At 38.1% G+C, this 24,920-nt stretch carries 17 protein-coding genes and 1 pseudogene; 13 read left to right on the plus strand and 5 right to left on the minus strand.

Going from position 1 to position 24,920, the window contains the following annotated elements; translation table 11 throughout:
* Nucleotides 1-20 precede the first annotated feature (20 nt).
* A complete protein-coding gene (locus N824_RS03720) occupies nt 21-386 on the plus strand; it encodes a hypothetical protein (protein ID WP_048903807.1) in 366 nt (121 codons plus the stop codon).
* A 578-nt stretch (nt 387-964) separates the two neighbouring features.
* Here N824_RS03720 and N824_RS03725 read toward each other — a convergent pair.
* Nucleotides 965-2,176, minus strand: a complete 1,212-nt coding sequence (locus tag N824_RS03725; RefSeq protein ID WP_152541976.1) for a hypothetical protein — start codon at nt 2,174-2,176, stop codon at nt 965-967.
* A 510-nt stretch (nt 2,177-2,686) separates the two neighbouring features.
* Entirely contained in the window at nt 2,687-3,283 is a 597-nt protein-coding gene (locus N824_RS03730; RefSeq protein ID WP_048903809.1) for a pitrilysin family protein, read from the minus strand.
* Nucleotides 3,284-3,483: 200 nt separating this feature from the next.
* On the opposite strand from N824_RS03730, the gene N824_RS03735 reads away from it, so the two are divergent.
* From N824_RS03735 to N824_RS03750, 3 genes are all read left to right on the plus strand, one after another.
* Entirely contained in the window at nt 3,484-4,176 is a 693-nt protein-coding gene (locus N824_RS03735) for a LytTR family DNA-binding domain-containing protein (protein ID WP_048903810.1), read from the plus strand.
* Between the two features lie 143 nt (nt 4,177-4,319).
* On the plus strand, nt 4,320-6,176 hold the full coding sequence (locus tag N824_RS03740) for a tetratricopeptide repeat-containing sensor histidine kinase (RefSeq protein ID WP_048903811.1): 1,857 nt from the start codon (nt 4,320-4,322) through the stop codon (nt 6,174-6,176).
* Between the two features lie 359 nt (nt 6,177-6,535).
* A complete protein-coding gene (locus tag N824_RS03750; protein ID WP_048903813.1) occupies nt 6,536-7,273 on the plus strand; it encodes a hypothetical protein in 738 nt (245 codons plus the stop codon).
* Nucleotides 7,274-7,422: 149 nt separating this feature from the next.
* On the opposite strand, the gene N824_RS03755 is transcribed toward N824_RS03750, so the two are convergent.
* Nucleotides 7,423-8,226 (minus strand): hypothetical protein, encoded by an 804-nt coding sequence (locus tag N824_RS03755; protein ID WP_048903814.1) that lies wholly within the window; start codon nt 8,224-8,226, stop codon nt 7,423-7,425.
* 67 nt (nt 8,227-8,293) lie between these two features.
* Entirely contained in the window at nt 8,294-8,941 is a 648-nt protein-coding gene (locus N824_RS03760; RefSeq protein ID WP_048904083.1) for a DUF1349 domain-containing protein, read from the minus strand.
* Between the two features lie 65 nt (nt 8,942-9,006).
* Between N824_RS03760 and N824_RS03765 the strand changes: the two genes are divergently transcribed.
* Nucleotides 9,007-9,795 carry a response regulator transcription factor gene (locus tag N824_RS03765; RefSeq protein ID WP_048903815.1) on the plus strand — a complete coding sequence of 263 codons (789 nt, stop codon included), beginning with the start codon at nt 9,007-9,009 and terminating at the stop codon, nt 9,793-9,795.
* A 52-nt stretch (nt 9,796-9,847) separates the two neighbouring features.
* Here the strand turns inward: N824_RS03765 and N824_RS03770 are convergent, their stop codons facing one another.
* Nucleotides 9,848-10,483 carry an MgtC/SapB family protein gene (locus N824_RS03770; RefSeq protein ID WP_048903816.1) on the minus strand — a complete coding sequence of 212 codons (636 nt, stop codon included), beginning with the start codon at nt 10,481-10,483 and terminating at the stop codon, nt 9,848-9,850.
* 191 nt (nt 10,484-10,674) lie between these two features.
* On the opposite strand from N824_RS03770, the pseudogene N824_RS03775 reads away from it, so the two are divergent.
* The 8 genes and pseudogenes from N824_RS03775 to N824_RS03810 all read left to right on the plus strand — a co-directional run bounded on the left by N824_RS03775 (nt 10,675) and on the right by N824_RS03810 (nt 24,754).
* Nucleotides 10,675-11,042 (plus strand): annotated as a pseudogene (locus N824_RS03775) (VOC family protein).
* Between the two features lie 131 nt (nt 11,043-11,173).
* Nucleotides 11,174-12,532 (plus strand): sensor histidine kinase KdpD, encoded by a 1,359-nt coding sequence (locus tag N824_RS03780; RefSeq protein WP_048903818.1) that lies wholly within the window; start codon nt 11,174-11,176, stop codon nt 12,530-12,532.
* Nucleotides 12,533-13,097: 565 nt separating this feature from the next.
* Nucleotides 13,098-14,285, plus strand: a complete 1,188-nt coding sequence (locus tag N824_RS03785; protein WP_048903819.1) for an ROK family protein — start codon at nt 13,098-13,100, stop codon at nt 14,283-14,285.
* A gap of 117 nt (nt 14,286-14,402) precedes the next feature.
* Nucleotides 14,403-17,759, plus strand: coding sequence for a SusC/RagA family TonB-linked outer membrane protein (locus tag N824_RS03790; RefSeq protein WP_200869809.1), 3,357 nt, complete (start codon nt 14,403-14,405; stop codon nt 17,757-17,759).
* A 19-nt stretch (nt 17,760-17,778) separates the two neighbouring features.
* The gene (locus tag N824_RS03795; RefSeq protein ID WP_048903820.1) at nt 17,779-19,380 is read left to right on the plus strand and encodes a SusD/RagB family nutrient-binding outer membrane lipoprotein; all 1,602 of its coding nucleotides are present in this window, start codon (nt 17,779-17,781) and stop codon (nt 19,378-19,380) included.
* Nucleotides 19,381-19,437: 57 nt separating this feature from the next.
* Entirely contained in the window at nt 19,438-20,019 is a 582-nt protein-coding gene (locus N824_RS03800) for a redoxin domain-containing protein (protein ID WP_048903821.1), read from the plus strand.
* Nucleotides 20,019-21,353, plus strand: coding sequence for a cytochrome c (locus N824_RS03805; protein WP_152541977.1), 1,335 nt, complete (start codon nt 20,019-20,021; stop codon nt 21,351-21,353). Before N824_RS03800 ends, N824_RS03805 begins: the two co-directional genes overlap by 1 nt.
* A gap of 53 nt (nt 21,354-21,406) precedes the next feature.
* Nucleotides 21,407-24,754 carry a VCBS repeat-containing protein gene (locus N824_RS03810; RefSeq protein WP_052334049.1) on the plus strand — a complete coding sequence of 1,116 codons (3,348 nt, stop codon included), beginning with the start codon at nt 21,407-21,409 and terminating at the stop codon, nt 24,752-24,754.
* The last annotated feature ends 166 nt before the right edge of the window (nt 24,755-24,920 follow it).

Below are 24,920 nucleotides of genomic sequence, written 5' to 3' on the forward strand. Positions count from 1 at the left end.
CACCTCCGCATAAGCAGTCCATGGAACCTCAAAAGATCATAGAGATGGTCCCTTCCCATCTTTATGATGTGTTTTATGTTACAGAAGATATCTCAATCGAAGAAACACCAATCTTAACACTGGAAGGGCTAGAAAGCATGCTTCTTGGAGTACAATCTGTTTATTCCGTGAAAGCTTCTGGGTACCCAATTTCTGAGCAGTTTAATTGGACAGTTACTAGTGGTCTTCAAATTATAGGGTCTGCAACCGGCTCAAATGTAACGGTAAAAGCAACAGATTGGAGCGGAGGAGTTCTCAATGGTAGTCAGAATGGATGTACGAATTTGATTACTAAAACTATTTTATCCTCGGTCGCAGACAACGTTTTTTTGGATGGGCCTGGATAAGTAAATGATCCAGTCGTAATGCCAATTAGATTTCAAATTAGACAGAAGGCCCATTGATCGGAAAAACGATAACTAATACTACATGAACAGTACCTCCTGGTTGGATAATTGATTATTCTCAAGAGGATTTCGTTGACATTCTCCCGAGTCCTAAAGTGATAGCTGGTTATGTTGAGGCAAATTTTTTTGTTTGACGGATCACCCGCTCAAGTGAAAAAGTTCACCAAGTACAATCGGACACTTAATTAAGATAAACCGGCCTCACTTTAATAAGTGGGGCCGGTTTTCTCTGCATTTGAGACATGCTTACAGCAGAAGATTACTAAGCAGCATTTCATGGAATTGAATTACAGCAAGGGCCAATTGAATTAGGGMCWSKTKCMNCTAYACSANGMTSTKCCNNTCNTAGYTATYNANWMKYWMWKMMCRWKYSTKCSMAYCKSRAAGMANNCRAAYGAGTTRNNAGNGAAYMGGKMGKWTGRAGSYWNAYASRCTRMYGMWAAYKWTWGATKAKKSSNNCAWTMMNNTWAYAASWNCAYRWCTGTTTTCAATCATTCATTCAGCTTAATCCGTGCAGTTTACCACTTAATCTTCCGCTTCGCTATATTGATTAGTTTGCTATCCTTATTGTAGGTTAAAGAAAAGTCTGTATTATTAACACTTACAGATGATATAGCCTTATCAGAATTAACTAATAATGAAAGGTCATACCAAGATATGTTCTTGTTAGGAATGGTGGAATAATCTAACGTTATCGTTAGTGTGTTGCCTTCAAACGTTTGAGTCTTTGTGACGTGATCTTTGATGTGTGTATACTCTAAAAACTCTCTTAAGCTACAAAAGATTAAATCATCCTTAGCTTTTAAAGCAATATCATCTATCCACTCATTAAAGTTTTTGATAGCATCATCATCTTTCAGCCCGTGTGTGCCAATCTCGAAGAAGTCAAATGAGTTGTCAGCGAATAGGGCGTTTGACAATTCCCAGTGAGGACCGTCCTCTGACCAATCGTCACTGAAACCTCTTCTAATAGCTAAGTATTGAAAAGGTTTAATATCACTTAATTTAAGTTTAGGAGTAAACTTTCCAATTTGCTCGAACTTATCGAATGTCCCTTGTGAAGCGCCTCCGATATAACCAAATTCAGATGAGGAAGTGTGGAACCCTACAAGGTTAGTTGGAACGACAAGGGTATTCATTTTATATCCTTGATTCAACAATATCATGGCATCCAAATCCTTGATATTCTTATCGCGGTCTTTGCCATTATTGAAATTTCCTTTCTCTTCATGGTAGAAAGAGTGGTTCATAATGTCCATGCCCTTAAGAATCAAAGGAAGACGTTGCGAATAGGTTGCAGCATAATTTGTATAAAAACCGATTTCTTTATCACTGTATTGATTTTTGCCGTTAACGGCCAATCCTAAACTATAGTTTTTGTTATTGCCACAACCATCCGTATAGAAGGTATTAGAAAGCTTATCGTAGGCCTTAATAACTGTCAGGGCGGCATCATCGAACTCCATGAGTATAGCCTTGCTCTTATTGTATTTTAATTTAGGGAAGCTTGTCGTTACTGCAGAAGGCTTGTCATTAAATACAACCTTTATTTCAACTTTTCCGGTAAAGTCAGGTACTATTGGGCCGTCTGGCAATGAGGGTTTATTTTGTTCTTCTTTAGGGATTTCTTCTTTCGGGTCGTCTTTTTTAGAGCTCAACGGAGCTTTTGTACAACTAAAAATAAAAACAGAACACAGGGTAACAAGATTGAGAGCTATTAATTTTTTCATTAAAATTGATTTTTTTTGCGAAAATAGGGCTTTTTTTTTAGTTTTTCGTCCATTTCCCTCATTAATACGGATTATCCCGTATATGGCCACCTCGTTCGCGGGACGTGGCCTCATATTACGGTCCAAAATGGTTCTTCCCCAATTTTAGTGGCTTTTCAAAATGAAGTGAGTAATGTAAAATCAATGAATTAAGTATTCATTAAGGCTTGCTGGTGATTAAAGCCGTAGGATCAACTAACATATAGACGAGAATCATGATCAATGTTAGTTCCCGCGAAAAGCACAAAAGAACCACCGAGATAATGAGCTTGTAATAGCTAAAATATCGAAAAGAGCCTTTGTTGAATTTAGGGATTATATCGCTGGTAGGTTAATTGTGGTGGTGGGCTGAGGAATTCCATAATTGCTTTGCTGTATATTTCAGCGATAATGGTCAGGCGGTTCGCATTACAGACAAAGCTGTCCAAAAGAGTTCCGGACAGCTTATCAACGATGAATCCTTAATGTAAATTATTTGCTGGCCAAAGATTTCGAAGCCGGACTGGTCCAGTCTCCGAAGGATTTCTTTGTAAGGGACTTGGCCTCTGCTACGGTAATGTCACCGGCAATCGTAAGGTAGGTATTTGAGGGTTTAATGTTTCTGCTATAATATGCTTTGATATCTGCTAGGGTCAAGGCTTTAAGCGACGTTTCTGTAACAGTTTCAGGGTAATATTGATCTTTGTCATTTACGCTTGCGATTACTTTAGCGATCGCTGTTTCAAAGGCATCCTGGTTTAATACTGGTTCTTTTACTGTTTTGGAAAACAGGGTTAGGGCATTGTTGAAATCCAGTGTATTTGCGTTAATATTACCGCCTTTATCGCTAAAGTTCATCATGGAATTAAATACATCCCTTGCGCCCGGTTTAATGCTTTCATAGGGTTCTTCATCAGCAGTAAAGCCTGCATATATTTTGTTGCTGTTCTCATTCTGAGCAACAATGACGGTCAAGCCATTTTTTAGTTTAAAACTAATTGGCTCTTTCATTGGACTGGACTGAGCACTGGCTGTCTGGATGGACAATGCTGAGATCATGACGATGATAAAATTTTTAATGGTTTTCATAATAACTTTTATTTTTTGAATTGATAGGCCAAAATTATATATGGGAAATGATCATCGAAATGAATAGGGGACAGAAAGGCTAATCCGTTCGTCGAAACGGGGATATGAAACGTTGAAGTCTATGGTTGATGTTTGGTCTAACAGTAGTTTTATGGATTAAAAATATTAGCGTATATTGGATTCATAATTAATCATTGCTGATGAATTGCTTGATTGTCGATGACCATGCGGTATTTAGAGCCGTTTTAAGGAACTTAGTGAGTTTAGACCCTTCTTTGTTTTTGGTTGCAGAATGTACAGACGCAGCTGAAGCCCATCAGGTTATCCTCCACAATGATATTGATGTGATTTTTTTGGATATCGAAATGCCGCGGATGAGTGGAATTGAGTTAGCGCGGTTATTGGAGGGCAAAAACCCCATGGTTATTTTTACCACTTCTCAAATCGACTATGCCATAGAAGCTTTTGACTTGAATGTAGTTGACTTTTTAACAAAACCGATTGGGTCTGTGCGGTTTTTAAAGGCTGTCCAAAAGGCGAAAGACCTCATCAAAAATAAGACCTCAATTGCAAATGAGGCGGATGATTTTGTGTTTATCAGAGATTCCAACATCATTAAAAGAATTAAGCTCTCCGATATTTTATATTTTGAAGCTAAAGGTGATTATATAAAGATTTTCCTAACAAATACAAGTTATTCGATTCATTCGTCCTTGAAATCTGTGGAGCAAAAATTACCGGAGAATGTATTTTTCAAAGTGCACAGGTCTTTTATCGTTAATCTGGGGAAAATAGATTCCATTGAAGGTGGAACATTAATCATCAATCATACGATGATCCCCGTATCGGATACCCATCGGCCATTGCTAAATAGGCGTACGCAAATTCTGTAATGATTGGTCCGGGAAGGTATTGAACGGACAGCAAGGTAAAAGACCGACTCTAAATAAATGAAATGAACAGATTTCAGGCCATAATTTTAACGGCATTTGTTCTAATTAAATAATAAATTAGTTAAGCTATTTACATCTCAATCATGTCCCGATTAAAACCGATACTTTACCTGTTACTGATTCTTCCATTTTATGGCGGTAAAGCCCAAGGCCAGTCTAATCTGATAAGGGCTGAGCAGCAAAAATTGCATTTTGTTAAAGACAGTATTGATTATGTCAACTCCATAAACCGCCTGGGGATGCTTTACCATATGAAGGACGTTGACAGCAGTCTTTATTATGGCATGATGGCTAAAGATCTGGCCAGCAAGTTACAATACCCAAAGGGAAAAGCAGATGCCGATAATGTAATCGCTTCAGTACTCTATATCAGGGGGCTGTACCAGGAATCACTTCAACTGTACACAGAGGCTTTGTCTGCTTACAAAGTACAAAAGGATACCTCAAATGTGAGTCAGGTAACGATGAATATAGGGAATGTTTACATGAGTCTGGGGGATACGGCCAAGGGTCTTGAGCTTTTCCGGCAGGTGATGCGAACAGGCAGAACAGATAGTATTATGAGCCTGGTTTACGCCAATTACTGCATGAGTAACTCAAACCTTTCAGATGATAGCACTCAGTATTATATCAACAAAACCAGGAAGATTGCGGCTAGCTATAAAGATTACCGGGTGCTGATTGCAGTAAAAGAACTGGAATTCGATCTGCTGCTAAAAAAAGGCCACAATACAGAAGCATTGAAACTGCTGGGAAGCACCTTAGCTGAGGCCCGAAAATATGAGCTTGACGATCAAGAAATTTATTTGCTGAGTTCCTATACCACGTTTTATAAAAACCAACCTGATAGTGCGTTGCATTATGCCTGGCGTAGTTACCAGTTGGCTAAAAAAAAGGATTATGTCCTGGAGCTGATCCCGATATTGAAGAATATCTTAAGCTATACCCAACTATCGGGTAATAAAGATCAGATCATCAGTGTTCAACAGCTGCTGGAAAGTGCAATGGCTGAAGAAAATGAGAAGCTGAAAAAATTTGTTGGGGATTACATTAAGTACAATACCATTCAGCGTGACAATACGGTTTTAAGTCTTGTAAATAAGAACAGCAAGACTAAGATTGTGTTGCTAATTGCCATTTGTGTTGGGGGTATATTTTTACTGCTCTTTATTTATCGCTTATACCAGATTTCACGTAAACATCAGCGTGAATTGGAGCAGCTTAACCTAAAGGTGGTGGAACAAAATAAAACCCTGCAAGTAAATGATGAATTCAAAAACAAACTCTTCTCTATTTTAGCGCATGATTTCAGGACGCCGCTGATCTCTACCATAAGTATAGCAGGTTTAATGAAAGACAATCCTGAATTTACGAAAGCAGAAATGGAACAGTTTTATGGAGATATAGAAAGGCAGGCGTCAGGTATGCTGGAGTCATTCGATACCATATTACAGTGGATCAAACAACAATTGTCCGGTTACCAGTATAAACCAGAAGTACTGGTGCTTCACGATTTGTTTGGAGAATCAGCAGCTATCCTCAAGCAACAACTGGACGCTAAAAAAGTTACCTTTTCCAATCAGATACCAGTACATATAACTGCAACATCGGATAAGGAAATGCTGCAGTTTGTTAACCGGAATTTACTGTCCAATGCCATTAAATTTTCACCTGAAGGGGGGACGATTGTGATTAGTTGTGGCCAGGATGGTAATGCGATTACGGTGTCTGTTGCAGACCAGGGCCAGGGGATGGATGAGCAAACGATCAGTAAGCTATTTTCGGTGTCCAGTAATTTCGGCTCTTCTACGCAGCATGGGGCGGGGATAGCACTTTCTATGTGTAAGGATTTTATTCAAAAGCTTGGGGGAAAGATCTGGGCTAAAAATGCAGCGCCAAATGGGGCAGTATTCTCATACGCCATTCCGTCAACGGTATAATTCAGCCGGAACAGTTATAAAAATTCGTCATAACACTTCTTTGTATTTTCTTGTAGATCAAGTTGTTGTGTGGGAATGGAAATTAACTACCTCGTTTTAGTACCGGTCTTTATTGTGTGTGTGCTTAGTCGTTTATCTGACACGCAGAAACAGCAAAAACCAAACGAAAAGGAAGTCATCGACTCGGAGATCAAGCCTGTGAACATAATTCAGCAAATCATCTCTAGCTTTAATTCCAAGGATCACATTGTTAATGCACCTTATAGTGACATGGTAAATGCTAATGTGGAATTCTGAATGTAAACACATTGATGGCAACAAATCAATACGTTATATTTACAATCTTAGAATTTTGTACTATGAAAAGATACCTTTTACTATTTTTATTATTCGCGACATTGTCGGGGTATACACAACACACGATCAATAATTACAAATACATACTGGTGCCTGAGCAATACAGTTTCTTTAAAGAAGTGAACAAGTATGGTCTGAACAACCTGACCAGGAAATTGCTGGAAGAAAAAGGGTTTACGGTTTATTTTGATAATGAAAATTTGCCGGTAGAAATCGCCGGTAACAAGTGTAAGGCAATGACTGCAGATCTTATCGAGAAAAAAGGAATGTTTACTACCAGACTTACGCTAATATTAAAAGACTGCCAGGGTAACGTGGTTTTCAAGGGTGAAGAAGGTAAAAGCAAGGAAAAGGAATTTACTGCAGCTTATCATGAGGCCTTACAAAACGCCTTTATTTCTTTAAATGAACTTCCCTATGCTTTTACAGGTGATGCCCAAACGGCTGAAAGTGTAAAGGCACCGAAAGTTGCTGCCGTGCCGGCAAATCAACAGGCGGCAGGGGCTGAACCTGCTGAACCATCAGGCACATTATATGCTCAAGCAACAGCAACTGGTTTTCAGTTGATAGATACCACACCAAAAAAAGTGCTGACCCTGTTTAAAACCTCTGTTGAGAATTGCTTTATTGCAGAGGATAGCCAACACAAAGGAATGGTACTGAAAAAAGACGAGAAATGGTTCTTTGAATACTACAATAATGAAAAACTGATTATCGAGGAATTACTGATTAAGTTTTAGTATTGATCAATAACGCAAATCAAATACGTTTTACTTCTGAATTATTGGATATTCTAGACAAACAAGCAAGGGAGTAGTTCTTCTTTGAGGATAGGGTCAATAAAAATGGCTGATTACATCAAAGTCTGGTCACCGAAGCAGGCTTGTGGTCACTTCAAAGTTTGCTCACTGAGCACAACCGAATAATTTGAAAAATATAGCGTTCCTCTCCATTTACCCCTAACTGTACACAACTGCCCGGTACTTTCATTTTTAAATACGGCAGAAAAAGAAACCTTAGCCCAATATTCTGTAATAGATCGATCAATTTGGATCAGAGATCTGGCTGGAATCTTTATCGCCTGACTAGAAGGTTTTATCTCATTAACAGGCCGTTGCTGAAGTGTAGCAGAAAGCTGCCAACCCAGATCAAAGGCATAAATACGCTGAGCATCTATTTCTGCTGGTGTTTGAATATACACAGTTGACAAGTCGATGTATTTAGCGAGATCCACCGGCAGACTATCGAACGTAAAAAATGATTTTTTGTTCAAATACTGAAAATCTTCGATATAGGTTTGCTGAATTTGATCATTGGAAGAATTACTTAATTTATAGGATTTTAATTGATGTATCGTGGAGTCTTCACCATCAGTCTTTTCCAGGAGGTAATCAACTTTTAACAGGGAAAAAGCTTTGGTAACTGAAACTGCCGGAACACCCTCCTTGGGAATAGAAGTGTTTTTTTTGCATGACAAGACAAAAAATAACAACGATAAAACAAGCAAAAAAGATATTCTCTTCTTTCGTAACTGACTAATATACTTCATGGGCTGAATAAAAAACATCGCTATTGATGCCTGACTCAAAGTTAATCCGGGTTTAATGTCTTCAATTAAATCCCATGACAAAATATTAGCAGCAGACACCAGAAATAATAAGAGAAATAGGGCTAAAACCTGATGTTTTTGCATAGTGCTTAAGGTAAAGTAAATTAATAAACAGTCAATTTTAATCATTGCCGGACAGTACCCTCGAGGCCTATTGATGTTGCTTAAGCCACTCTGTACGCCGTTGATCGGGAAGGTGTTTTACCGAGAAATTTTCAAACCGCGCCTCAAAGCCGTTTCCATCGGGAGAGGCAGCCATGAGGCCTACCATAACAGGAGTGTTGTCCTGTAATGGAGCATTTCGGGTCATGATGTAGTTTTTGTCATCAAAAGAATAATAAATCTCGATAGCATCCAATCTTCGTAAAGCCTTAATCCAAATAAAGGGAGGGATTTTGTTAAGTGCAGTCACACTCCAATCACTCTTTTCATGGGTCACCACCGTACTGACATTAAATTTACCATCCACAAATTCAACACCTGTTTTAATATAGTTTTTTTGGTCGATGCGAATCATAAGTCCCATTTGATCAAATCGAGCTTTGTAATCACCCGTTAACTTTACCTTCGCTTCAAACTCGCCACCGTAAGTGCTATAATAAAAAGGGGCGTCGTCAACTGTGAAACCATAATGTGATATCCGCCAATAATCAGTTTTGGGCGTTACCTGCATGATTAAGCTGCCGTCTTTGATCTGCCATCGTTCCGGTTCATTGTACCAATTCATTTTCTCCAGACTCTGAGCCCTGATCTCGCTAAAGCTCAGCATTAAGGTAATTGCCAGTAAGGTTTTTTTCATATTTTTCATCGCTTCGAAAGCTTAACTTGTGCGTTCCAAATTTACAGTTTGCTAATCCAACACAAATGGCTATAAATAACCATCAATACACTAAAGAGATGCGTGATTTGCTTGATATAAAGCTCTTTTCTCAGCCCATTTCGGGGAAGGTTCAACCCGATCTGATGCTCGATGATGGTAAAATGATCGCTGGCATCTATGCAAAGCTGGAAAATACCATTAGCGTATTGAGTGATATGCGGGCAAGAAAAAGCTATATCTATTGTGGCGGAGCTGCGCGGCAACTTGGTTTTGAACCCACACGGACAGAAATAAATTCAATATGGGAAGATGAATTGTTAGCCGGGGTCCATCCTGAGGACCTTCAGAAGAAGTACAGGCTGGAATTTAAGTTTTTCCAGCTAATTAAAGCTATCGACTTAACCGAACGTCTTAACTACAGTCTGATCACCAGGCTACGGATAAAAAACAACGAGGGAAAGTATCTCCTGGTCAAACATCGTTTGCTTTACCTTAGCAGTACCAAACAGGGGGATGTTTGGTTAACCCTTTGCTTGTACAACATGGTATATGATCATCCTGGATTTGACGTTCCGGAAGGTCTTATTATCAATTCCGGTACAGGTACGATAGTAGATAGTGAGCAGGGACGGTTCGAAGACATCCTGTCTTCACGGGAAGGGCAGATTCTTCAACTTATTAATCAGGGACTAAGGAGTAAAGAGATCGCCAGTAAACTGGCTCTGAGTATCCATACTGTGAACAGGCACAGACAGAACATTTTTCAGAAGCTCAATGTAAATAACGCAATAGAAGCCTGTCGGGTTGCTGATGCTACGGGTTTATTACATTAGTCATAGTGAATGGGCTAATAAGCCGATCCATTTCCTGGGGAGAAGAGTATCCTTAGGAAAAACTTATGATTTCTGGCACGGTAGCTAGTGTTTCATTCATTTCCACTAGGTACTTTTTTTTGCCCGATACTTTGAAAATCACCATCAGGTGGTTGTTTTCTTTGGCGATTTCCATTCGTTCTAGCGAAAGGCCTTTTGTATTTAGAGTCTTTTCCAGCCGCTCGATCTGACTAAAGTCCGGTTCACGAAATGTCACACTCAAAAGTTGCTCTTTTTGAAGCTTGGCAATCAAACGCTCCACTTTGGTTACCATTAACAACACTCCTAGTGTGATGACCGTTAGACATAGAGCTAATGCATGATACCCGATGCCGGTTGTCATTCCGATTGCGGCAGAAGTCCAGATGACAGCAGCTGTTGTTAGTCCACGTACAGAAATTTTGTCTTTAAAAATTACCCCTGCGCCAATAAATCCGATACCGGTGATGATATTTGCCGAAATTCGGTCATCTGTCCCAACTCCGTGGCGGGAAACTATCGTGAAAATTGTCGATCCAAGAGAAATCAGAATGATGGTACGAAAACCAGCAGACTTATTCTTATATTCCCGTTCAAAACCTATTGCTCCTCCGCATATGATTGAGACAATCATTGCAATCATATCTTCAACTTCTACCGTAAAATCCATAAGTAAATCTGAAATTGTTATTAGTAAACCGAATTAAAGGCGTTTTGTTTTAACTGTCCAAATCTTAAATGATCCCATGGGTATTTATACCATGACCCTGTAAGTTTACAGCAGCGCCATACTTTTTAAATAAACTTCATCTTATCATCCATTAACCAAATCAATTTGTCCCACCTAGGCTTCCAAAAACCATGAAAGCATTAAGTTCTGCAACCGTCATTCACGTCAGCGATTATTCCCAGGCCCTGAAATACTACACCGAAATCCTCGGCTTTAGTATCGATTCTGAGTACGGTCAATATGCAGGGCTGTCCAAAAACGAAGCCTGCATCCATATAAACGGACCAGCGAATCCCGGCAGAAAGAACCCCCTGGTGACGCCCATTTGGTCGTTGACTGCGATGCCGTGGACACTTATTATCTGGATATCTCTGAAAAAGGCGCCATTGTTTCGGTTCCAATAGACAACCGAATTTACGGTATGCGCGACTTTGCCGTCGACGATCCCGATGTAAACACCACTGTCTTTGGACAAGCCAGCGACTCCAGCGGGTTTTAATCCTCATTTAGATCAGATTGTGGTGAGAATATAGAATAAACGTATTAACGCGTTCACCGCTCTAAAACTTTTCATCGGGCACTGATCAGATTTTTCTTAGATTTACTGCTTTTAAAATTGGCAAATTTTTGATGATCAAATCTATTAAACGGTTGCATGCCAAATTGATCGGTACCAACGCTGACACCCCCCTCCAGGCCAGAATATTTCATGAAGTTAGTGTGATCGCTATGATCGGTCTTCCTTTGGCAATACTGGTAAATATTGTGATAAAAGTACCCTTAGCAAATGCAGCACTTTCAGCTGCCTGGATGGTAACGGCAGCGATGTACATCAATTCCAGGTATTTTGGAAGATTGCGCCTTAGTTTTATCATATTTAGCACGAGTACGAGTGTATTGATGGTATTGAATTATTTTATCAATTCAGGGATACATGGACCTACATTGATACTTTTTCTCCTTTCGCTGGTCTTTACTTTGGCGGTAATGCCGACCAGGCAATATGTATTTTGGATGTTTATTAATGTGGGTATTGTTGGTGGGTTATTGCTGGTCGACTATTATAACAGGGGATTTGTAAAAGTCACGTATGCAAAGCGCAGTGATCTGTTTCTGGACACAGCTACAACCTATATCTGCGTAGTTGTTTGTATAGGTGCGGTATTTTCTTACCTGATCAACAGTTATCAGCGGGAAAGGAATAATGCATTGGCGGCTTCCCTGGCTTTAAAAGAAGCCAATGATTCCAAGACCCGGTTATTGTCTATTTTGTCTCATGACCTGCGCTCTCCGTTGAATTCAATTGCCAGTTTCCTGGAAACACTTCATGAATATGAATTATCACCGGATGAACGTCGGTTTCTGGAAAAGAGCCTGCTCAACGAGACAAAAAACACGCAGGTAATGTTGCATAATTTATTGAACTGGACAAAATCGCAAATGGATGGGGGCACCAGTGTAAATAAGAGGAGGCTGAACCTGTCCGAAATAGTATCAACCTGTTTGGCTGTACAACAAGCAGCAGCAGATATAAAAACAGTCACAATTGGAGTGAATATTGATCCCTCCGCTGAACTCACTGCCGATCTGGATATGCTTAAACTGGTGATCCGCAACCTGATTAATAATGCGATTAAGTTTACGCTTCCAGGTGGGGATATTCAGATATTTAGTTCTAATGGCCTCGGTTATGTCAGATTACATATTATGGATAATGGTGTGGGTATTCCTGCAGCAAGGCAGGCTGATCTCTTTAAGCTGAATGCAGCATCTACTTATGGAACCAGCAACGAAAAAGGCGTTGGGCTTGGCCTGATCTTATGTAAAGAGTATACCGAAATGCAAAAAGGTAAGATCAGTTTTTACAGCGTACCCGGCAATGGAACAACCTTCATATTAGAATTCCCTGAAGACAATAGTCCGGTTATTGCTGCTTCACGAGCTGGTAATGGCTTATATACGGGGACCAGATCAGCCTCCGGGACTTAGATTCTTAAAAAAATGGTACCTTTTTAATTGGTTTGGGTAAATCAGAGAAAATTGGCATGCGTGAGTTGTTTTAATGCAAATTGCCTTACATTTTTCCTGCAAAATTCGTGTCAAGCCATGGGTGCCCTTCGGTCGGCTGTGTAATGGAAGGTGTATTTGTTGGTGCACACCATATAAAACTCTAGTTTCACTCCGTGTTATTCGCCTGTTGGAGCAATGTAGTAGTTGGGTAACACGACCAGGGCTATATAATTTTTACCAACGATAATTATTTTCTATAAAACATTTAGGTTCCTCAGCCGATTTTGCCCTGCTTTTAAACTCACCTTCATTAAGCTAATTAGATTAGCGTTATCAGCTTAAGTTCGAAGAAACAGTTGTTCAAACTCACCCATTTCCATTTTTCCGGAACTTAATATCGAAAGCAGATGTGTTTATCTGGTTTGTGTGATATGTATAGATTCTTGATTAATTATTTATGCAGAACGGCTTATGTAATTAAATTTTTTAAAAAGTTTGTATTTCTTTTGTTTTATTTATATTTTTATGGAAACTAAACAAAAAAATGTCAGCAACTATTAAGAAAGCGCAGCAATTAAGGGCTGACATCATCAAGCAGCTTTATTATAAAAAGAATTCTTCGCTGATTGATTTGAGTAAGCGTACTAAAAAAAGCCTGCCTTTAATTACGTCGGCGGTAAATGCTTTAATGGGGGAGGGATTAATTATAGAACAGGGTCTAGCGCCATCTACGGGGGGGCGGCGGCCTTTATTGTTTTTATTGAATCCCAATTATAAACGGTACATAATAGCTGTAGCCATGGATCAATTAACTACTCAGTTAACAATATATGATCTGTCGAATCATCAGGTTTTACCAACCCAGATAGTCGATTTGGACATGACTATGAGCAAAAGTGCCGATACTTTGATTGCATTTATTGATGATTGTATAAAGAAGTCAACAATTGATAAAGAGAGTTTTTTGGGTATTGGTATTGGAATGCCAGGTTTTATCAATGCCGAAAAAGGCATGAATTATTCCTTTATGCAAGTGGAAAAGGATATCAGCTTGCAAGATTACCTCTCTAAAAAAGTAGGTTTACCAGTATATATAGATAACGATTCTAGTTTGATCGCCCTGGCCGAATTAAATTTTGGGGAAGCAAGAAATTTAAGTGATGTGCTCGTGGTTAACATTGGTTGGGGTACTGGCCTTGGGATGATTATTAATGGTAAATTATACCGGGGCAGCAGCGGTTACGCTGGAGAATTTAGCCATATACCGTTATCTAATTCAAATACTTTGTGTTCCTGCGGCAAGCGGGGATGTCTCGAAGTTGAAACATCTCTTTTGATAATGGTTCAGAAAGCAGAAAAAGCAGTTAGAAATGGTGAAGAAACTAGCTTAAAAACGCTTTTTAAAGATAAAAGTAAAAGCCATGCTGATCACTTCTTAAATGCAGTTGTAAAGCAGGATCCTCTTGCGATTTCCATTTTAGCTGATGCCGCATTTCAGATTGGTAAGGGGTTGGCTACTTTAATTCATATTCTAAATCCTGAACGAATTGTGTTAAGTGGACGCGGTGCCAAAGCAGGGAAAATGCTTCTTCCTCCCATACAACAGGCGCTTAATGAATTTTGTATCCCTCGAATAGCTGAGCAAACTGAAATAATGTTCTCTACCTTAAATGATGAGGCCGAGTTGTTGGCAGCTGCCAGTTTAATGGTTGAAAATAGTTTGTTCGACTAAAAAAACTAACTAATATAAATGTTTAACTAAAACTAATTGTGTATGCAGAAATAGAAGAAGATCCATTAATGAATCCCTAATTATCCTAAACTAATATTAACTAAATAAATTAAAATTATGAAAAAAATGTACTTAAAGTGTTTTAGTCTGTTGTTGTTATGTTTTTTAACAATAACAGCTTTCGCACAGAAGAATATTACTGGTACGATAAAAGACTCGTCTGGTAATCCCATCCCTGGGGTAAGTGTTCTCGAAAAGGGAACTCAAAATGGAACTTCTACTAACGCCGAAGGAAAATTTGTGCTTTCGGTAAAAGAAGGTGCTAAACTGATTATTAAATCTATCGGTTTGGTTAGCCAGGAAGTTGCCGCTTCAGCCAATCAAACTATTGTGATGGTTGATGACACAGAATCACTTTCTGAAGTTATTGTTACTGGTTTTGGTGTTAAAAAAGATGTAAAAAGACTAAGTTATTCGGCAACAGCTGTAAGCGGTAGCGAATTGGCGGAAGCAAATAACGCCAATGTGGTTAATGCTTTACAAGGTAAAGTAGCTGGTGTAATGATTAATCAAGGGGCTAGTGGTCCGACTTCTTCTTCAAGAATTAGAATAAGAGGTAATTCATCATTAAGTTCAAATACACAGCCTTTAGTTGTTTATGATGGGATATTAATGGAGCCGGGTACTTCTGGAGCAGACTCATGGGGCGACGCTGCAGATTTTGGTAACATTATGAAAAACATTAACTCTGATGATATAGAGAGTATTAGCGTATTAAAAGGAGCTGCTGCATCATCATTGTATGGTTCTAAAGCCGCAGGTGGAGTATTATTAATTACTTCAAAAAAGGGTAAAACCAGCAAAGGTTTGGGTGTAACCATATCCCAAACGAGCTCTTTTGATAATGCTTATAAATTTGTAGATCTTCAGAATCAATATGGAGGTGGAATTTCTCCTGTATTTGCTAAGGATGCTAACGGGGTAGATGTGGTTGATCAATCTGCAGGTTATTATGTAGGTGGTTATTCCTTCGGACCTAAGTTGGATGGTAGAATGGTAAAGGATTTAGATGGCGTAATGAGACCTTGGGTAGCCAATAATCCATTAGATTATTTTAATACCGGAAAGTTTATCAATACAAATGTTTCGGTTGAAGGTGCCAGTGAAAACACATCTTATCGTTTAGCCTATACCAATTTAAATAATTCAAGTGTTGAGCCTGGAAATAAACTAAAGAGAGATGCATTTGCATTTAGGGTGACCAGAGAAATTTCGAAATCAATTTCAGTTGATGCGAGTGTAAACTACACGATGTCGAATTCGTTGAATCCGGCAAGACAAGGAAGTGCGAATAATCCGTTGTTTGCGTTTACATACTATAAGCCTAGAAATGTTGATTTAAATGCCTATATCAATAACAATATCAATCCGGCAACCGGCGGTGCATTGGGTTCGAGCGACAGAAATCGTTACGATCCTTACGGCATAGGATCATTTGCCTATGGACTTCAAAATGACAACAGGACTCAAAAGGAAAATAATTTATTGGCAAATATTGATGTAAATATTAAAATTCTTCCTTGGCTTTCGGCTTTGGTAAGAACAAATACTAACTTTTACAATATTGCTTACGAAAGAAAAAATAGAGGAGCTGGTATTGGCTTTAGTGGTGGCGATTACGAAATAACGCAAAATACCAATAAATCCTATCGTGTTCAAGGATTGTTGAATGCAACTAAAGAACTTTCAAGTGATTTTGAATTGAATGCCTCAATAGGAGCGGAAACTTATCAAAAAAACCTTGGGGATGCTGCATTTTATAACAGGTCGGTTACCAATGGCGGACTTAAAGTTCCTGATCTTTATTCCATTTCAAATTCCATTGATCCTTCAACAACAACGGCTTATCCAAATTTGGGTGAACGTACCGACGCAGTTTATTTGTACGGAGATATTACCTGGAAAAACATGTTGACCTTAAATGTTAGCGGAAGAAATGACTGGTCATCGGCGCTTACTTACAGAGATGGTCACGGTAATTATTCATACTTTTATCCAAGTGTAGGTTTGGCCTGGATATTTACCGAATTACCAGTATTCCAAAATAGTTCGATATTATCTTTTGGTAAATTAAGGGGGTCCTACTCTTATACTGGATTATCAGCAAAACCACAGCAGACCAATACTGATGGCTACTTTAAACTACAAGATGGTAGTTTTAACAATGCTAATGGTGGTAATCAATCGGTTTATGGATTTAGTGATAACATTCTTAGAAATGACAACTTAAAAAATGAGTTGACCAAGGAGTTCGAAATCGGTACCAATTTAGGATTCTTCAAAAACCGTTTGAATTTTGATGTCGCGTACTACAAGAAAAATTCCTACAATCAAATTTTAAGCTTTTCTTTACCACAGGAATCAGGAGTTACTTCACAAGCTTTAAACGCTGGTAACATCCAAAATCAAGGTATTGAGGTTTTGATTACTGGTAAACCAATTGAATCAAGAGATTTTAATTGGAATGCGTCTGTTACCTTTACACGTAACCGGAACAAAATATTGGAATTAGCACCTGGAGTTGAAAGTTATGATTTAGATTTAGCTTTTGGTAACGATATTACTTCTGTCGCCAGAGTAGGGGAACAATATGGATCGTTGATTACAGGTTACGCCTATTCATATTATCAAAAGAAAGACGCAAGCGGTAATCCAGTTGCCAGCCCAAGTAATGGCAAAAAAGTATTAGGTAACACAGGTTATGGAACTACCGGTGGCTATTACACTTTTGTTAGATCGCAGGATTATGATGGAACCAGAAAAAATTTAGGAACCATGATGGAAAATTATCTTGCCAGTACAAGACAAGATCTATCTTATAAAAACTTTTCTTTAGGTTTTCAAATTGATGCCAAAATTGGTGGTTTAATGGCTTCAGGAACCCATCAATATGGATCAGCGAATGGTTCATTCACAAATTCATTATTTGGTAGAGATGAAGCTTCAGGAGGAGTAAGTTATACCGATGCAAATGGCGTAACACAACACGATGGTATTATTCCGGATGGAGTATTAAACGATGGATTAAAGGCTAATGGAGTAGATTTAGGCGGAATGACCTATGCAGATGCAGTTAAGCAAGGTTTGTTAAAACCAATACCGGCTTATGCGTATTATGAAAATTTAAGTCAATGGTCTAGTGGTATTAGAGAATATTCAGTATTTGAAAATTCTTGGGTAGCACTTCGCGAAGTAACAGTAGGCTACACTGTACCAAGTAAGTATTTAAGTAAATTGAAAATAAATACTTTAAGCCTGAATTTAACAGGTAGAAACATAGCTTATCTATACAAAACAGCCAAAGACGGTGTAAATCCTGAAAGTATCTTTAGCAACAGGGCAGGTGCTTTTGCTGAATATGGCGGCTTCCCTTTGGTAAGAAGCTTAGGTTTTAACATCAGAGCATCGTTTTAATTATTTAAATACTACAGATATGAAAATTATAAATAAAGCAAAATATTTTTTCCTTATGGGTTCAACCCTGCTTGCAATGAGCGGTTGTAAAAAGGAAAGCTTTGTAAAGGCAAATTTAAACCCCAATACAATATATGAAGTTAAGCCTGAAGATCAATTTCTTAGAGCTGCAGTAGGGTCACAAGATGATTTCGAGTACTTTGCAGATGTGTACCGTGCCGCAAACCTTTGGATGCAGTACAGCACACTAAGCACTGGGAACGGATTGAACTTTAATAATGTTGGCTCGCAATTTAATACGCGTTACGGTAAAATATTTTATGGCAGATTAGGCCCGGCTCTAGCTGATGGGATAAGAAACATAGAATCAATGCCTGATGCTGATAAAAATGCAAGGGTACATATGAAAGCAATTTCACAAATACTCTTATCTTACTATGCATTTTACGTGAGTGATATCAATGGAAGTATACCTTATACTGAAGCTTTCCAAGCAAGGTATGGCGGTACCAAAACCCCGGGATATGAAACCCAACAGCAAATATTTGCAAAAGTAGATGAAGAGCTGAAAGCATCTGTAGCGACTTTAAAAGGCTCGGCCACAGGTCAGCTCAGTCTTGGTGGAAATGATCCATATTTCAATGGCGATGCAACACTTTGGGCTAAAGCAGCAAATGCTTTGCGTTTGAAAATCGCCATTCGCTTAATGAAAGTTGATCCAGCCAAAATGAAAACAATTGCGACTGAAGTACTGGCAGATCCAGTGCAAATGGCAAATGTTAATGATTCCTGGATGCTTAAAGTTGGACCATCTTATGCAAATGCAGGTGGAAACTTTAACCCAGCAAACTTTGCAGCAGGTAAACCTGTTTTAGACTTTCTTGTTGCCAAAGGCGATCCTAGATTAGCGATATATTATCGTCCGAATGCAGCTGGAAATTACGTGGGAAGTTTTACCAGTCCTGATGAAGCAAAATTACCTGTAAATAAGCCACTGTATGCTTCGATAGATAATTTATCGCAGCTGCAACACCGGTTATTTACACCTAATTATGACAATAATGATGGCTTAAAAGCTGGTACAGGCAAAGGTTTTTTTCCCGTGCTAACATATGCCGAATATTGTTTTCTACGTGCTGATCTTGCAGCCCGTGGTGTGACTACAGACGTTGCTGAAACATGGTATAAAAATGGAGTATATGCATCTATTAAATTTTACAGTGATAGAGCTGTTGATGCGAATGTAAAAGATTTTACCGCCGTAACTGCTCCGGCAATTGATGCTTACTATGATAAAGTTGGAGTTAAATTTGATGCGGCTAAAGCTACTGAACAAATCGCTTGTCAAGCTTATTTGGATTTTTACAGACAACCATTAGAAGCCTGGGCTTGGTGGAAAAGAACTGGCTTTCCTAATACCACATCAGTTTTGGCATGGTCTGAACTAAAGGCCAACGGAACACCACTTGTTTTAGCGCGTAGAGCAGGGATAGACTTGTTAAGTCCAACTAACTTAAACTATGCAAACCAGCAAACTGCATTGGCAGAAATGGCTAAAAATCCAGATTTTGGTAGCGGTCCAAATGATGCTTTTGGTCGTGTTTGGTGGGATAAAAAATAATTGTTAAATTAAAAAGCCCTTAGTAATTTTATTAAGGGCTTTTTTTAATCAAAAACCATGAGGCCGTTTATTTTTCGATTAAGTTTTTTGCTCTCATTAGCCATTTTTCCTGTTCTTATAAAAGCTCAGGAAAAAATAGTCTCTCCTGCAAAAATAAATTCGATCAAATTAATTGATTTAGCCGGTAAAGAAAGCCGAATCAATTTAAGTAAAGCAGTAGTTCTTGTGTTTTTAAGCCCCGAATGTCCATTGTGTAAAAATTATTTACCTGGTTTGATAAAGTTGCAAAATGCTAATAAAAACATCAATTTTTATGGCATAATCCCTGGGGTCAGTTATTCATTAAAAGAAATAAATGAACTTAGAAATGAATACGGGATCAATTTCAGTTTGTTAACTGACAGAGAGAAACAATTGTCAAAATATTTAGGTGCAACAACAACGCCGGAAGTTTTTTTAATCAATAAAATGGGGGCAATAACCTATAGCGGACTAATTGATAACTGGGCTACCTCACTAGGACAAAAACGTTTGGTTATTACGGAGAAATATCTCGAACAAGCTATAAAAGACCAGTTAAATGGTAAACAAACATTTAAAAAAACTATTCCAGTTGGGTGCCTAATCAACGATATATAATGAGTTCAAAATCTTTACTACTATCAAAAATTATTACCATAGTAATTGGGTTATTCATTTGCACAAATAACGTAAATGCCCAAAAAATTACTTACTATAAGGATGTTGCACCCATTATTCAAAATAAGTGTCAGTCCTGCCATAGGCCTGGAGAGTCTACTCCATTTTCTTTATTAACCTATGAGGATGTCGCAAAAAGAGGCTCTTTTATTAAAAAAGTAACACAATCTGGTTATATGCCGCCATGGAAACCAGATAACCATTACAGATTATTTAAGAATGATAGGTCATTAACGAATGAAGAAAAGCTTACTATAGCTAAGTGGGTTGACGCGAAAATGCCAATGGGCGATGTACGCGAAATACCAAAAACAGCAACTAAGACATTTATAGAAGGCACGCAGTATTCCAGAAAGCCTGACCTTGTTTTACAAACAATTAAACCATTTAAAGTTATTGGCGATAATAAGGAGCGGTTTATTGTTTTTAAAATTCCTTTTGATATTGGTGCAGAAAATAACGTCGAAGCAATGGAGTTTTTTTCCTCCAATAAAAAAGTAATACATCACGCCAACTTTGCCATTCACCCTGTAGCAGATGATATTGAAATTAACCAGGGTGCCGATTTTTTAAATTTGACAGAGGATGATAGGACCAAATACTCGCAGTATTTTCCTTTTAAAAAAACAATGACCTATTATGGTGGATGGATTCCAGGGACATCTTATGAATCTTATCCCAATAATTTTGGTTGGGTTATGCCAAAAAGGGGTGTCATCTTATTAACCATACATTATGCTCCGGTTTCGAAAGACGAAGAAATTATTTCCGGAATAAATTTCTTTTTCAAAAAAACACCAATAGAACGAAAAGTTGAGGTGATTAGCTTAGGTTCTGCCGGTGTAGGCGAAAGCTCTATTGAGCCTTATTTTTTTATTCCTGCCGATTCCGTAAGAAAGTTCGAACTAAAAATCACAACACCGCAAGATCAATCTTTACTATACATTTGGCCACATATGCATTACTTGGGTAAAATATTCAAATCATATGCAGTAACACCTCAGCAAGACACCATACAGCTTGTTTCAATCCCATCCTGGGATTTTAGATGGCAAGAAATTTATCAATTTAAAAGTTTAGTAAAAATCCCTAAGGGCTCTGTATTAACCATAGAGGGTACTTATGATAATACAAAGAGTAATCCTAACAATCCCAGTAGTCCGCCTCGAAACGTTTATTCGGCTAATGACATGAAATCTACCGATGAGATGATGACGATGTTGCTTGTATTTTTGCCTTATAAAGAAAATGACGAACAAATAGAATTAAAATAAAGATTTGCAGCTACCCATGTAATAAAACTTTAGGTTGATTTAAAAAAAGCACCATGAAAATAAAGATATGGCTATCTGCACTTTTCTTCTCAATGCTGGCAGTTGTTAACAACGCTAATGGACAACAGCCTTTATTTACCTTACTGCCGGCAAAAGAAACAAATGTCAGTTTTGTAAATAAGGTAATTGAAACCGATTCATTACATGTGATGAATTACGAATATTTGTATAACGGATCGGGAGTTGGCGTAGCGGATTTTAATGGAGATGGTTTGCCGGACATTTTTTTTTCGGCAAATGCCGGAGATTATAAATTATACCTTAATAAGGGTAATTTAAAGTTTGAAGATATTACCAGTAAAGCAGGCGTAAAAGGAAATGATACCTGGGCAACGGGAGTAAGCATAGCTGATGTAAACGGAGACGGCCTACCTGATATATATGTTTGTCATTCAGGAAAATTTCCTGATGATAAACTCAAAAATGAATTGTTTATTAATCAGGGAATAAAAGCTGGGGTACCTATTTTTAAAAACATGGCCGGAGCTTATGCCCTTGATGCAATAGGAACTCAATCTACACAGGCCGTTTTTTTTGATTATGACAATGATGGTGATTTAGATATGTTTTTGCTAAATCATTCCAACCAAACTTATAAACCTTTTTTAAACACTAAAAAAGTACGATCTACCCCAAATATGAAATACGGGAATCGCTTATTTAGAAATGATTCTAAAAATAATCAACCTCATTTTGTAGACGTTACTTTAACCTCAGGGATTATAAACAATGCCTTAAATTTTGGGCTAAGTGTAGCGGTAAGCGATTTAAACAATGATGGCTGGCCAGATATTTATACCTCAAGCGATTATACCGAACAAGATTGCCTTTATATCAACAATAAGAATGGGACTTTTTCGGAAAGTATCCGGAAATCAATTAAGCACATCTCAAAATATTCAATGGGTTCGGACATTGCCGATTATAATAATGATGGTAGACCGGATATCTTGACTCTTGATATGCTTCCAGAGGATAATCACAGGCAAAAATTGCTGAAAGGACCGGATGAATACGATCAATATCACTTGTTGCTGGACAGTGGATATTATAACCAGCAAATGAGAAATATGTTGCACTTAAATGAAGGTGTGGCAGAAGATGGTAGTCTGCACTTTAGTGAAATAGGTCAGTTGGCAGGTGTTTCTAATACAGATTGGAGTTGGGCATCTTTATTTGCCGATTTTGACAACGATGGCTGGAAAGATTTATTTATATCCAATGGTTATTTAAGAGATTTTACCGATATGGATTTCCTAAAGTATACTGTTGCCACTGCGCAAAAGGAATCGCTTAAACAGGGGAATTTAAAGTTTCAAACCTTCGATTTGGTCAAAAAAATGCCCTCAAACAAAATCTCGAATTATATTTTCTCTAACAATCATGATTTAACCTTTAGTAACAAAACGGCAGAGTGGGGCGTTTCGGAGCCCTCTGTTTCTAACGGTGCCGCTTATGCCGATTTAGATAATGACGGTGATCTGGATTTAATTGTTTGTAACATAAACTCACCTGTAATGGTGTATAGGAATAACTCAGAATCGCTAAAATCACACTATTTAAAAATTGAGCTTATCGGCACAGGGTTAAATACGGCTGCAATAGGAGCTAAAATTTATGTTAAAACAAACGATAACATACAGTATCAGGAAAAATATGTGGTACGTGGTTATCAATCTAGTGTAAGTCAAACAAATTGTTTTGGTGTAGGTAAAAATACTGAAGTAAATTCAGTCAAAGTAATTTGGCCTGATGGAAAAGAGAGCTTTATTGAAAATATACAATCGAACCAGACATTAACTTTCAATCAGAAGGATGGGGCAGTCAAAAAAGAGAATATTGCTAAAACAAAACCCTTGTTTGTAGACAATACATTAGAATCGGGGCTAAAATTTAAACATAATGAAAATGATTTTATAGATTTTAAAGTCGAAACGCTCTTACCTTATCAGCTATCAAAATTTGGTCCTGCTTTAGCCAAGGCCGATGTTAACAAAGATGGAATAGAAGATATTTTTATAGGAGGAGCAATTGGTCAGGCAGGTCGATTATTCTTAGGTAATAAAGAAGGAAACTTTAACCCCTCATCAAATCAGCCCTGGGAGGAGGACAAAGCCAGTGAAGATGTAAATGCAGTTTTTTTTGATGCAAATGGCGATGGGGCTCCTGATTTGTGGGTGGTCAGTGGTGGAAATGAATACGATGAAAATGCCCCTGAATATCAGGATCGATTATATCTAAATGATGGGAAAGGCGTTTTTCACAAAGCTAAAGACGCACTGCCAAAAATGTGGAGCAGTAAACAGGCCATTAGCGTTGTTGATTTTGATAAGGACGGAAATTTAGACGTTTTTGTTGGCGGAATGAGTAAACCAGGTTCTTTCCCGCTATGCAGCAAGAGTTACTTATTGCGAAATGATTCAAAAGGAGGGGAAGTGAAGTTTAGCGACGTAACCAGCCAACTTTCTCCTGATTTGGAGTACCCAGGGATGGTTGTTACAGCTTGTTGGCAGGATTTAAATAAAGATGGGTATCCTGAGTTGTTAATTGGGGGAGACTGGATGCCATTAAAGAAGTTTAAAAATGAGAAAGGGGTTTTGAAATATGATAAAGACTCGGGTTTAGAAAATTCAGACGGTATGTGGAGTAAAATCGTGCCGATGGATGTGAATAATGACGGCGCAATTGATTTTGTTGTAGGGAACTGTGGTTTAAACAATCAATTTAAGGCAAGTAGTACGCAACCAATAACCATTTATACTTCAGACATTAATAATGATGGCGTATTAGATCCGATTATGTGTTACTACATTCAGGGAAAAAACTATCCAATGGCCTCTAGAGATGAACTACTAGATCAGATCGTTCAATTTAAAAAACGGTTTTTAAGCTATGACGCTTATTCGAATATAACAATAGATCAGTTATTCACACCAGAGCAGTTGAGCAAAAGTCAAAAATTTTACTGCAAGCAACTCGAAACATCTATTTTATTAAATGATGGAACCGGGAAATTTACCATTAAAGTGCTTCCAATCGAAGCTCAATTTTCGAGAACATGGGGTATAGTCGTAGATGATTTTAATCACGATGGAAAAGATGACATCCTTTTGGCCGGAAATTTTTATCCCTATCGGGTTCAACTTGGTCAGTCAGATGCTGCTTTAGGTTTACTTTTAATTGGAAATGGTAAAGGTGATTTTAAACCACTGCCTCCGTATGATTCGGGTCTGTATATAGATGGAGACGTTAGAAATATGATTGAGATTAAAGGAGAAACCAAAAAAATTATTATTGTTAAAAATAATGATAACGTTCAGCTTTTAAAGGCTGCTAATTAAGACGAACATCATGAAGATATACTTGTTTTTATTTGTTTTTTGTACTTCAGTACATGCAAATGGTCAGTGGAGCAAAATCGAAAATGATCCCTTGCCTTTGCACAGATCACAGAAAGCCCTTTCTGACATTATTGWAASYGATNTAYTWTYTYYANCCTGNNTTKCA

The organism is Pedobacter sp. V48 (genome assembly GCF_000523515.1).
GTDB lineage: Bacteria > Bacteroidota > Bacteroidia > Sphingobacteriales > Sphingobacteriaceae > Pedobacter.

What these genes read in the sequence shown, in the direction of transcription:
- N824_RS03720 (WP_048903807.1), top strand. Translation starts at nt 21, where the DNA reads ATGGAACCTCAAAAGATCATAGAGATGGTCCCTTCCCATCTTTATGAT.
- N824_RS03725 (WP_152541976.1), bottom strand. Translation starts at nt 2,176, where the DNA reads ATGAAAAAATTAATAGCTCTCAATCTTGTTACCCTGTGTTCTGTTTTT.
- N824_RS03730 (WP_048903809.1), bottom strand. Translation starts at nt 3,283, where the DNA reads ATGAAAACCATTAAAAATTTTATCATCGTCATGATCTCAGCATTGTCC.
- N824_RS03735 (WP_048903810.1), top strand. Translation starts at nt 3,484, where the DNA reads ATGAATTGCTTGATTGTCGATGACCATGCGGTATTTAGAGCCGTTTTA.
- N824_RS03740 (WP_048903811.1), top strand. Translation starts at nt 4,320, where the DNA reads ATGTCCCGATTAAAACCGATACTTTACCTGTTACTGATTCTTCCATTT.
- N824_RS03750 (WP_048903813.1), top strand. Translation starts at nt 6,536, where the DNA reads ATGAAAAGATACCTTTTACTATTTTTATTATTCGCGACATTGTCGGGG.
- N824_RS03755 (WP_048903814.1), bottom strand. Translation starts at nt 8,226, where the DNA reads ATGCAAAAACATCAGGTTTTAGCCCTATTTCTCTTATTATTTCTGGTG.
- N824_RS03760 (WP_048904083.1), bottom strand. Translation starts at nt 8,941, where the DNA reads ATGAAAAAAACCTTACTGGCAATTACCTTAATGCTGAGCTTTAGCGAG.
- N824_RS03765 (WP_048903815.1), top strand. Translation starts at nt 9,007, where the DNA reads ATGGCTATAAATAACCATCAATACACTAAAGAGATGCGTGATTTGCTT.
- N824_RS03770 (WP_048903816.1), bottom strand. Translation starts at nt 10,483, where the DNA reads ATGGATTTTACGGTAGAAGTTGAAGATATGATTGCAATGATTGTCTCA.
- N824_RS03780 (WP_048903818.1), top strand. Translation starts at nt 11,174, where the DNA reads ATGATCAAATCTATTAAACGGTTGCATGCCAAATTGATCGGTACCAAC.
- N824_RS03785 (WP_048903819.1), top strand. Translation starts at nt 13,098, where the DNA reads ATGTCAGCAACTATTAAGAAAGCGCAGCAATTAAGGGCTGACATCATC.
- N824_RS03790 (WP_200869809.1), top strand. Translation starts at nt 14,403, where the DNA reads ATGAAAAAAATGTACTTAAAGTGTTTTAGTCTGTTGTTGTTATGTTTT.
- N824_RS03795 (WP_048903820.1), top strand. Translation starts at nt 17,779, where the DNA reads ATGAAAATTATAAATAAAGCAAAATATTTTTTCCTTATGGGTTCAACC.
- N824_RS03800 (WP_048903821.1), top strand. Translation starts at nt 19,438, where the DNA reads ATGAGGCCGTTTATTTTTCGATTAAGTTTTTTGCTCTCATTAGCCATT.
- N824_RS03805 (WP_152541977.1), top strand. Translation starts at nt 20,019, where the DNA reads ATGAGTTCAAAATCTTTACTACTATCAAAAATTATTACCATAGTAATT.
- N824_RS03810 (WP_052334049.1), top strand. Translation starts at nt 21,407, where the DNA reads ATGAAAATAAAGATATGGCTATCTGCACTTTTCTTCTCAATGCTGGCA.